The organism is Amycolatopsis sp. ATCC 39116 (assembly GCF_000231075.2).
Lineage (GTDB): Bacteria > Actinomycetota > Actinomycetes > Mycobacteriales > Pseudonocardiaceae > Amycolatopsis_E > Amycolatopsis_E tucumanensis.
This window is the reverse complement of the sequence record NZ_AFWY03000026.1, coordinates 84,075-93,425: the sequence shown is the minus strand read 5'-3', so window position 1 is coordinate 93,425 and position 9,351 is coordinate 84,075. Positions and strand designations below refer to the sequence as shown.

At 72.6% G+C, this 9,351-nt stretch carries 10 protein-coding genes; 5 read left to right on the top strand and 5 right to left on the bottom strand.

Annotation, left to right across the window (positions count from 1 at the left end):
• Nucleotides 1-292: 292 nt before the first annotated feature.
• Both AMY39116_RS0324485 and AMY39116_RS0324480 read right to left on the bottom strand, forming a co-directional pair.
• Nucleotides 293-1,411 (bottom strand): cell wall metabolism sensor histidine kinase WalK, encoded by a 1,119-nt coding sequence (locus AMY39116_RS0324485; RefSeq protein WP_020420264.1) that lies wholly within the window; start codon nucleotides 1,409-1,411, stop codon nucleotides 293-295.
• Nucleotides 1,411-2,067, bottom strand: a complete 657-nt coding sequence (locus tag AMY39116_RS0324480; RefSeq protein WP_027936202.1) for a response regulator transcription factor — start codon at nucleotides 2,065-2,067, stop codon at nucleotides 1,411-1,413. Before AMY39116_RS0324480 ends, AMY39116_RS0324485 begins: the two co-directional genes overlap by 1 nt.
• A gap of 119 nt (nucleotides 2,068-2,186) precedes the next feature.
• Here AMY39116_RS0324480 and AMY39116_RS0324475 point away from each other — a divergent pair, with 119 nt between their 5' ends.
• From AMY39116_RS0324475 to AMY39116_RS0324460, 5 genes are read left to right on the top strand one after another with little or no spacing between them, the layout of a single operon-like run.
• Nucleotides 2,187-2,720, top strand: coding sequence for a hypothetical protein (locus AMY39116_RS0324475; RefSeq protein ID WP_027936201.1), 534 nt, complete (start codon nucleotides 2,187-2,189; stop codon nucleotides 2,718-2,720).
• Nucleotides 2,717-3,796 (top strand): peptidoglycan-binding protein, encoded by a 1,080-nt coding sequence (locus AMY39116_RS0324470; protein WP_020420261.1) that lies wholly within the window; start codon nucleotides 2,717-2,719, stop codon nucleotides 3,794-3,796. The genes AMY39116_RS0324475 and AMY39116_RS0324470 overlap by 4 nt, the downstream gene beginning before the upstream one ends.
• Nucleotides 3,793-4,470, top strand: a complete 678-nt coding sequence (locus AMY39116_RS0324465) for an ABC transporter ATP-binding protein (protein ID WP_020420260.1) — start codon at nucleotides 3,793-3,795, stop codon at nucleotides 4,468-4,470. The genes AMY39116_RS0324470 and AMY39116_RS0324465 overlap by 4 nt, the downstream gene beginning before the upstream one ends.
• The gene (locus AMY39116_RS46280; RefSeq protein WP_157358678.1) at nucleotides 4,467-4,727 is read left to right on the top strand and encodes a hypothetical protein; all 261 of its coding nucleotides are present in this window, start codon (nucleotides 4,467-4,469) and stop codon (nucleotides 4,725-4,727) included. Before AMY39116_RS0324465 ends, AMY39116_RS46280 begins: the two co-directional genes overlap by 4 nt.
• Nucleotides 4,724-5,941, top strand: coding sequence for an ABC transporter permease (locus tag AMY39116_RS0324460; RefSeq protein ID WP_020420259.1), 1,218 nt, complete (start codon nucleotides 4,724-4,726; stop codon nucleotides 5,939-5,941). Before AMY39116_RS46280 ends, AMY39116_RS0324460 begins: the two co-directional genes overlap by 4 nt.
• Here AMY39116_RS0324460 and AMY39116_RS0324455 read toward each other — a convergent pair whose 3' ends face one another.
• From AMY39116_RS0324455 to acs, 3 genes are all read right to left on the bottom strand, one after another.
• Nucleotides 5,942-6,571, bottom strand: coding sequence for a class F sortase (locus AMY39116_RS0324455; protein WP_020420258.1), 630 nt, complete (start codon nucleotides 6,569-6,571; stop codon nucleotides 5,942-5,944).
• Nucleotides 6,568-7,170 carry an excalibur calcium-binding domain-containing protein gene (locus AMY39116_RS0324450; RefSeq protein WP_020420257.1) on the bottom strand — a complete coding sequence of 201 codons (603 nt, stop codon included), beginning with the start codon at nucleotides 7,168-7,170 and terminating at the stop codon, nucleotides 6,568-6,570. The genes AMY39116_RS0324455 and AMY39116_RS0324450 overlap by 4 nt, the downstream gene beginning before the upstream one ends.
• 360 nt (nucleotides 7,171-7,530) lie before the next feature.
• A complete protein-coding gene (gene acs, locus AMY39116_RS43530) occupies nucleotides 7,531-9,333 on the bottom strand; it encodes an acetate--CoA ligase (protein WP_020420256.1) in 1,803 nt (600 codons plus the stop codon).
• Between the last annotated feature and the right edge of the window lie 18 nt (nucleotides 9,334-9,351).

Here is a 9,351-nt window from a genome sequence, read left to right as displayed (position 1 = left end):
GGCCCGGCGCTCGTGGCGCGCGATTTGGGCTGTTGGGCGGTTGTATCGTGCGGCTGGGCTGGTTTTGGCGCTGGCGTCGCGCGGCTGGGCTGGCCCGGCACTCACGGTGCGGGATTGGGCTGCTGCGCGGTTGCATCGCCTGGCGGCCTGGCTGCCGCGAGTGCCGCCTAACTGGGCTGCGCGGCACTCGCGCTCAACCGCGCTGGGCGGTTGCGCCAGTGGTCAGGGCGCCCGCCTCCCCGTGATTCGGCAACCCACTCCACTCGATCCGGCGCGGCGGGCGGCTGCACGGTCACGGCGCTTCCGGCAGATCCACCGTGACGCGCAACCCGCCCGCCGTCCCGGGGTCCGCCCGCACCGAACCGTCGTGCGCGAGCGCGATCGACCGGACTATCGACAGCCCCAGGCCGGCGCCGTTCGTGTGGGACGTGCGGTCGCCGGTCAGGCGGCGGAACGGCTCGAACAGCCCGGGCAGCGCCTCGGCCGGCACCGGCGGCCCGGTGTTCTCCACGACCAGCGCCCCGTCCACCTCCGTGGTCACCGAACCGCCTGGCGAGTTGTACAGGATCGCGTTGTGCACCAGGTTGGTCACCAGGCGTTCCAGCAGGACCTGTTCGCCCAGCACGGTTTTCGGCCGCAGCGACCGGTGCAGCGTCACGCCGCGCGAGGCCGCGAGCCCGCTCATCGAGTCCAGCACGTGGTCGGCGACCTCGTCGAGCCGCACCGGGCCGCTGCTCGCCAGGCCCTGGTCGCTGCGCGCGAGCACCAGCAGGCCCTCGATGATCCGCTCGCTGCGCTCGTTGGTCACCAGCAGCTGCCTGCCCAGCCGCCGCAGGTCGGGGCTCGCGTCCTCCTCGGCCATCGCGACGTCGACCAGCGTGCGCTGCACGGCCAGCGGAGTGCGCAGCTCGTGCGAGGCGTTCGCGACGAACCGGCGCTGGCTGTCGAACGACGTGGCGAGCCGGTCGAGCATGGTGTCGAAGGTGTCGGCGAGCTCCTTCAGCTCGCCGGGCGGGCCGTCCAGGTTGATCCGCCGGTCCAGGTTGCCCGCCTCGAGTCGCCGCGCGGTCGCGGTGATCGCGTGCACCGGCTGCAGCACCCGCCCGGCCATCAGCCATCCGAGCAGCACGGCCAGCGCCCCGGTCAGCAGCAACGCGAAGCCGGACACCACGATCAGCGTCCGCACCGCCGAATCCCGGTACTCCGAAATGGACTGAGCCACGTCCGGGCCGCTCACGTGCAGCGGCCCGGACCCGGCCACCGGGGTGTTCTCACTGCTGGTGAACGTGGACGCCTCCGGCAGGTACCGCGCCACCAGCACGTAGTTGACCAGCAACAGGATCGCCCCGGCGAGCAGGAACAGCGCGCCGAACATCAGCGAGAAACGGGTGCGCAGCGACAGGTTCCGCATCAGCCGATCCGGTAACCGGCGCCGGGCACCGTCTCGATCACCGGCGGGTCGCCGAGCTTGCGCCGCAGCGTGCCGATCGCGACGCGGACGGCGTTGGTGAACGGATCGGCGTGCTCGTCCCATGCCTTCTCCAGCAGGTCCTCGACGCTGACCACGGCGCCCTCCGCCCGCATCAGCACTTCCAGTACCGCGAACTCCTTGCGGGACAACGACAGGTGCCGCCCGTCCCGCGACGCCTGGTGCCGGGGGAGGTCCAGCACCACACCCGCGCGCGACAGCACCGGCGGCAGCGCGGGCCGGGCCCGCCGGGCGAGCGCCCGCAGCCGCGCGACCAGCTCGCCGAACGCGAACGGTTTGGTCAGGTAGTCGTCGGCGCCGGTGTCCAGCCCGCTGATCCGGTCGTCGATCCCGGCGGCCGCGGTGAGCATCAGCACCCGCGCCTCACCGCCGTCGTCCAGCAGCGCCCGGCACACCTCGTCGCCCGGCGTGCCCGGCAGGTCGCGGTCCAGCACCACGACGTCGTAGTCGTGCACGCCGACGCGTTCCATCGCGGCATCGCCGTCGTAGCAGACGTCCACGGCCATGGACAACCGCCGCAGGCCGTCGGCGATCGTGTCCGCCAGCAGCCTCTCGTCCTCCACGACGAGTACTCGCATCCCGTCCCCTTCCCACGGCCAGTCTGCCCGCGCCGGGGTAAGCGGGGGATAAGCGAATTCGCTTAACGCCGCCAGCGCGCCCGTTCGCTAGACCTGTGGCTCCGACAGAGGAGGAAGCGATGCGAGTTCGACTGGTGCTGGCGGCCGCAGGCCTGCTGGCGGTGCTGACCGCGTGTGATTCGGACGGAGGCGGCAGCGGGGTGGCGTCCCTGTCGTCACCGGCTTCGACGACGAAGGCCGCGGCCGCGGGAACCGAGGAGGACCAGGCGCGGGCGTACGCCAAGTGCATGCGGGAACACGGCGTCGACATGCCGGACCCGAAGGCCGGCGACGGCGGCGGCATCGGCATCACCATCCCGGAGGGCGTCGACCGGCAGAAGGCCGAGGAAGCCACCGAGGCGTGCAAGGACCTGCTGCCCAACGGGGGCGCGCCGAAGGCGGTCAGTCCCGAGGACCTGGACAGGCAGCGCCAGATGGCCAAGTGCCTGCGGGACCACGGCCTGGATGTGCCGGACCCGACGGCCGACGAGCCCGGCATCCGGATCCAGGGCAGTGGCCCGGACGACCCCAGGATGGCCGCGGCGATGGAGGCGTGCCAGCAGTACTCGCCGCCGGGCGCGGAGACGCAGAACAACGAGGAGGGTGGACGGTGAGCACCGGGCCACAGCAGGTGCGCCGCCGTCGCCGCCTGCGCTGGATCGGCGCGGGCGCGGTGGCCGTGGCGTTGCTCGGGGCCGGCACGGCGGTGATCCTGGCGCGGGCCGGGGCGAGCCCGGCGACGGCGTTGCCGGAGGGGCCGGCCGCACCGGCGACCGCCGAGGTCGTGCGCACCGACCTGGCCGCACAGGAAACCGAGGACGGCACCCTCGGCTACGGTGCCGAGCGGTCGCTGACCGGCAAGCTGCCCGGCACGATCACCGGTCTGCCCGCGGCGAACGACGTCATCGAGCGCGGGGAGGCGGTGTACACAGTGGACGCGAAGCCGGTGCCGCTGTTGTACGGGAACATCCCGTTGTACCGGGAACTGGCGGCGGGCATGGCGAAGGGCCCGGACGTGCAGGTGCTGGAGGAGAACCTGCGCGCGCTCGGCTACACCGGGTTCGGCACGCCCGACACGACCTTCACCGACGCGACCGCGACGGCGCTGAAGCGGTGGCAGAAGGCGCTGGGGCTGGAGCAGACCGGACGGCTGTCGCCGGACGCGGTCGTGGTGCGGCCCGGCGCGGTGCGCGTCGCGTCGGTGACCGCGCAGATCGGTGACCCGGCCGGCGGCGAGATCGCGAAGCTGACCGGGACCCAGCGGGTGGTGACCGTGCAGCTCGTGGTCAGCAAGCGCGGCATCGCCAAGCAGGGCGACAAGGTGGAACTGGACATCACCGGAGGCGGCGCGACCCGGGGCACCGTCAGCTCGGTGGGCAGCACCGCCACGCCCGGCGAGGAGGGCGAGGAGGCGACCATCGACGTCGTCGTGACGCTCGACGACGCCGCCGCGGCCGGGCAACTCGACTCGGCGCCGGTGGACGTCACGTTCACGACCGGCAACCGTCCGGCCGTGCTGGCGGTGCCGGTGGGCGCGCTGGTCGCGCTCGCCGAGGGCGGGCTGGCGGTGGAGGTCGTGGAGGGAGACGGCACCCGGCTGGTGGCCGTCCAAACGGGACTGTTCGCGCGGGGGATGGTCGAGGTGCGCGGGGATCTGCGCGAGGGCCAGCGGGTGGTGACGACGTCGTGACGGTGCTCGAACTGGCGGATGTGGGCAAGACCTACCCCGGCGGGGTGCGGGCTCTGCGGGGCGTGTCGCTGCGGGTGTGCGATGGTGAGATGCTCGCGATCGTCGGGCCGTCCGGTTCCGGGAAGTCCACGTTGCTGCAGCTGATGGGCACGCTCGACCGGCCGAGCTCCGGCACCGTCGCGGTGCGCGGGCACGACGTGGCGGCCCTGCCGGACCGTCAGCTCTCGGCCCTGCGGGCGGCGTGGATCGGGTTCGTGTTCCAGCGGTTCTTCCTCACCGAGGGGCTGACCGCGCTGGACAACGTCGCGAGCGGGCTCGCCTACGCGGGCGTGCCGCGACGGCGGAGGGCCGGACTGGCGAGGGACGCGCTGGAGCGGGTGGGGCTCGCGCACCGGGCGGCGCACCTGCCGGGCGAGCTGTCCGGCGGCGAGCGGCAACGGGTCGCGATCGCCCGCGCCGTGGTGACCCGGCCGCCGATCCTCCTCGCCGACGAGCCGACCGGGAACCTGGACACCACCACGGGCGAGGGGATCCTCGCGCTGCTCGGCGAACTGAACGCCGCCGGCACGACGGTCGTGGTCATCACGCACTCGGCCGAGATCGCCGGCGGCATGCCCCGGCGGGTGGAGGTTCGTGACGGCGAGTTGCGCTCGGACAGCGGGGTGGTGGCATGAGCACGCGCACCCTCGTCCCGGCGCCGGAGCCGCTGCCCAAGCCGACGCGCCTTGGCCCGCGGGACGTGCTGTCGGCGCTCGGGATGGCTGCTGGAGTGCTCCGGCGGCGGGGTGGTGGCATGACCACGCGCACCCTCGTCCCGGCGCCGGCGCCGCTGCCCAAGCCGACGCGGCTCGGCCCGGGGAATGTGCTGTCGGCGCTCGGGATCGCTGCTGGAGTGCTCCGGCGGCGGGTCGGCTGCGGGGTGGTGGCATGACCACGCGCACCCTCGTCCCGGCGCCGGAGCCGCTGCCCAGGCCGACGCGCCTTGGCCCGCGGGACGTGCTCGGCCACGGTCTGCACGGCGTGCGCACCAGGCCGTTGCGGGCCGTCCTCTCCGCGCTCGGCATCGCTATCGGCATCGCCGCGATCGTGGCCGTGGTCAGCATCCCGGCGTCCAGTTCCCGCGCGTTGCAGGAACAGCTCGCCGCGCTCGGCACCAACCTCCTGCACGCCGAACCGGGCCAGCGGATGCTCGGCGGCGGCGAGGCCGAACTGCCCACCAGCTCCGTCGCCCTCGTGCGGCGCATCGGACCGGTCACCGCCGCCGCCGTCACCGGGCGCACGTCGGCGACCGTCCGCCGGACCGGCTACGTCGACGCTGACGAAACCTCCGGGCTCAGCGTGCTGGCGGCCACGCCTGAACTCCTCCAAGTCCTCAATGGACACCTGCACGCCGGTTCGTTCCTCGACGCGGCGAACTCGCGATTCCCCGTCGTGGTGCTGGGATCGGTCGCCGCGACCCGGCTCGGGGTTCGGGAACCCGGGCGTCAGGTGTGGATCGACGGTCAGTGGTTCACCGTCGCCGGCGTCCTCGACGCGATGCCGCTCGCGCCGGAGATCGAACGCTCGGTGCTCGTCGGCTGGGAGGTGGCGCAGGCGCGCCTCGGGTTCGGCGGCCACCCGACGACCGTGTACGTGCGGGCGGAGGAGTCCGCGGTGGAGGACGTGCGGTCGGTTCTGGCGGCCACGTTGAGTCCGCAGCGGCCGGGCGAGGTGGAGGTGACGCGGCCGTCGGAGGCGCTGGTGGCGAAACGGCTGTCCGAGTCGTCGTTCAGCGCGTTGTTCCTCGCGCTGGGCGGGGTCGCGTTGCTGGTCGGCGGGGTCGGCGTGGCCAACACGATGGTGATCTCGGTGCTGGAACGGCGGCGCGAGATCGGGCTGCGGCGGGCGCTGGGCGCGACGCGGCGGCAGGTGCGGGGCCAGTTCCTCGCCGAATCGGTCCTGTTGTCCCTGCTCGGCGGGGTGGTGGGCGTGCTGGCCGGGGTCGGCGTGACCGCCGGGTACGCGCTCACCCAGGACTGGCCCGCGGTGCTGCCGCCGCTCGCGTTGTTCGGCGGGGCCGGGGTGGCGGCGCTGGTCGGCGCGATCGCCGGCGCGTACCCGGCGATGCGCGCCGCCCGGCTCACGCCGACCGAAGCACTGGCGTGATCAGCCCCGGTAGGCCTGCGACAGGCGCGCGTAGGCCACGACGTTGTCCGCGTAGTTGCGGGTCGAGCGGTCGAACGCGCCACCGCAGGTGATCATGCGCAGCTCCGGGCCGGCGGTGTCGCCGTAGACGTCGTCGGTCGGGAACTGCGACTTCGGGTACCGCTCGACGCGGTAGACGGTGAACACGGCGGTGGTCCCGTCGGCCCGGTGCACGATCGCCTGGTCGCCCGGCTTGGTGTCCTTCAGGCGGTTGAAGGTGCCGGGCACGTGGTTGTAGTCGACGTGCGCGGCGAGTACCGCGGGCCCGGTTTCGCCGGGGGACGGGCTGCCGGTGAACCAGCCGGTGGTGACGGCGTCCCCGGGGACTTCGAGCGCGCCGTCGTCGGCCAGGCCGAGGTCGATGATCGGGCCGGTGCTGACGCCGATCGACGGGACCTCCAGCTTGACCGGCCGGGAGTGCGGCAGGGGCCCGTCGACCGGGGCAGTGGTGGTGGTGGAGACCGGCGCCGGCAGCGTCGAAGTCGGGGGCGCGGCCGGCGCGGGCTGCGGCTCACTGGGCGAGCCGCAGGCGGTGAGGGTGGCGCCGATGGCCGCGATCGCGAGCCATCGGCGCCATCGGGCGGTGGTCATCGGCCGGCGCGCCGCCGCATGAGCAGCACGGTGCCGGCGCTGCCGCCGACGAGGACGAGCGCCCCGACCGCGACCGCCGGGCCGGCGTCGGTGCCCTGGTCGCCGCCGCCGGTGTCCACGCCACCGACCGGCTTGACCTTCACCTGCGAGCCGCCGGTGGAGTTCTTCTCACCGAACTTGGTCTCGCACGCGATGCCGTCGTGGTCGGCGTCCAGGCGGTGCGGATCGCTGCGGTCGGCGTCGAGGACGGCCTGGGCCTGCGCCTGGGTCGCGAAGTCGGCGCAGTCGAGGTCCGCGGTGGTCGTCTCAGGCGGCGCCGTGACGGGCGGCGCCTGGGTGGCGGGGCTGCTGCTCGGGGTGGACGGCTGCCCCGACGGCTTGTGCGGCAGGCTTTCGCACGCCACGCCGTCGTTGTTTTCGTCCAGGCCGTACGGATCCCCCGGGGTCTGGTCGAAAATGGCCTGCGCTTCTTCCTGGTAGGTGAAGTCGCCGCAGTCGTAGAGATCGGCCGGCTGCGCCGCGAAAACCGCGGGTGCCGGGCCCAGCAGTGCGATACCCGCCACCCCGACCGTGCCGAGAACGCGACTGATCATGCGCATGGGGACGTCCTTTTCGAAGGAATCGATCTCGGAGCAATGCAGCCGCTTTGTCGTTCCGGAATGGACGAACGTTACGCGGGATACCAGGTATTTTGTTGTCGCGATAATGGCGGTATCTGGGTGTTGTTCACCGTGCAAGGGTGTGATCGCGAAACTGTGGCCGTCCGGTCTCGATCCGAGCGCGGCCGCAGGTGGAACGAGCTTCGTGGGCTGCGGCGGGTCCTATACGTAGTTCAGTTTCCTGGTTCCCCCGCTGCATAGAGCTCCAGCGGGGGAACCAGGAACGCTCTCTCCGGCGGTTGTCGATCGTCGTCCGGAAATGGGTCGACGATCGACCTCGGAGGGCCCGCCACCACCGAACTACCGCTCCGGAACCTTGAGGTGGGCCATCACGCTGGAGTCGGCCAGCGTGGTCACGTCGCCGATTTCGCGGTTCTCCGCGACGTCCCGCAGCAGCCGGCGCATGATCTTGCCCGAGCGGGTCTTCGGCAGTTCGGGCACGACCATGATCTGCCGCGGCTTGGCGATGGGCCCGATCTCCCGCGCCACGTGCTCCCGCAGCTCCTGCACCGACACCTCGGCGACACCACGCGGGATCACGAACGCCACGATCCCCTGCCCGGTCGTCGGGTCGGCCGCGCCCACCACCGCGGCCTCCGCGACCGCCGGGTGGGACACCAGCGCCGACTCCACCTCGGCCGTGGAGATGCGGTGCCCGGACACGTTCATGACGTCGTCCACCCGCCCCAGCAACCAGATGTCGCCATCCTCGTCGTACCGCGCGCCGTCGCCCGCGAAGTACGCGCCCGCGAACCGCGACCAGTACGTTTCCCGGAACCGGGCGTCGTCGCCCCACACGCCGCGCAGCATCGACGGCCACGGGCGGTCCAGCACCAGGTAACCGCTCTCACCCGGCGCGACCTCCTTGCCCGCGTCGTCCACCACCACCGCGGAAATCCCGGGCACCGGGGTCTGCGCGGAACCCGGCTTGAACTCCGCGGCGCCGGGCGACGGGGCGATCATGATGGCCCCGGTTTCGGTCTGCCACCACGTGTCCACGATCGGCGCCTTGCCAGCGCCGATGTGCTCGCGGTACCACCGCCACGCCTCCGGGTTGATCGGCTCGCCCACCGATCCCAGCACCCGCAACGAAGACAGGTCGTAGCGCGCCGGGATGTCCTCGCCCCACTTCATGAACGTGCGGATCAACGTGGGCGCGGTGTAGTAGATCGACACCCCGTACCGCTGGACGATCTCCCAGTGCCGTCCCTCGTGCGGCGTGTTCGGCGTGCCCTCGTAGACCACCTGCGTCGCGCGGTTCGCCAGCGGCCCGTACACGATGTAGGAGTGCCCGGTGATCCACCCGATGTCCGCGGTGCACCAGTAGACGTCCTCGCCCGGCCGGTGGTCGAACACCGCGGCGTGTGTGTAGGCCACCTGGGTGAGGTAGCCGCCCGAGGTGTGCAGGATCCCCTTCGGCTTCCCCGTCGTCCCGCTCGTGTACAGGATGAACAGCGGGTGCTCGGAGTCGAACGCCTCGGCGGTGTGCGCGGCCGGCTGCGGGTCGACCAGCTCGTGCCACCACACGTCCCGCTCGCCCATCGACACCGGCGTCCCGGTGCGCCGCACCACGACCACCTTCTCCACCGCCGACCCGGCCAGCGCCTCGTCCACACCGGCCTTCACCGGCACGGCCTTGCCCCGCCGGTACTGCCCGTCGGCGGTGATCACGACCTTCGCCTCGGCGTCGTCCACCCGCGATCGCAGCGCCGACGGCGAAAACCCGCCGAACACCACCGAATGCGGCGCCCCCAGCCGCGCGCAGGCCAGCATCGCCACGATCGCCTCGGGGATCATCGGCAGCTGGATCGCGACCCGGTCACCGGCCCGCACCCCCAGCGAGGCCAGCGCGTTCGCCGCCCGGCACACCTCGTCCCGCAACTGCGCGTACGTGATGTCCCGCGTGTCACCGGGCTCGCCGACCCAGTGGATCGCCACCTGGTCCCCGAAACCGGCCTCGACGTGCCGGTCCACGCAGTTGCGGGCCACGTTCAGCCTGCCGCCGGTGAACCACTTCGCGTACGGCGCGCCGGAGTTGTCCAGAACCTCCGACCACCGCACGTCCCAGTGCAACCGTTGCGCCTGCTCAGCCCAGAAGTCCATGTCGCGGAGCCTGACCGG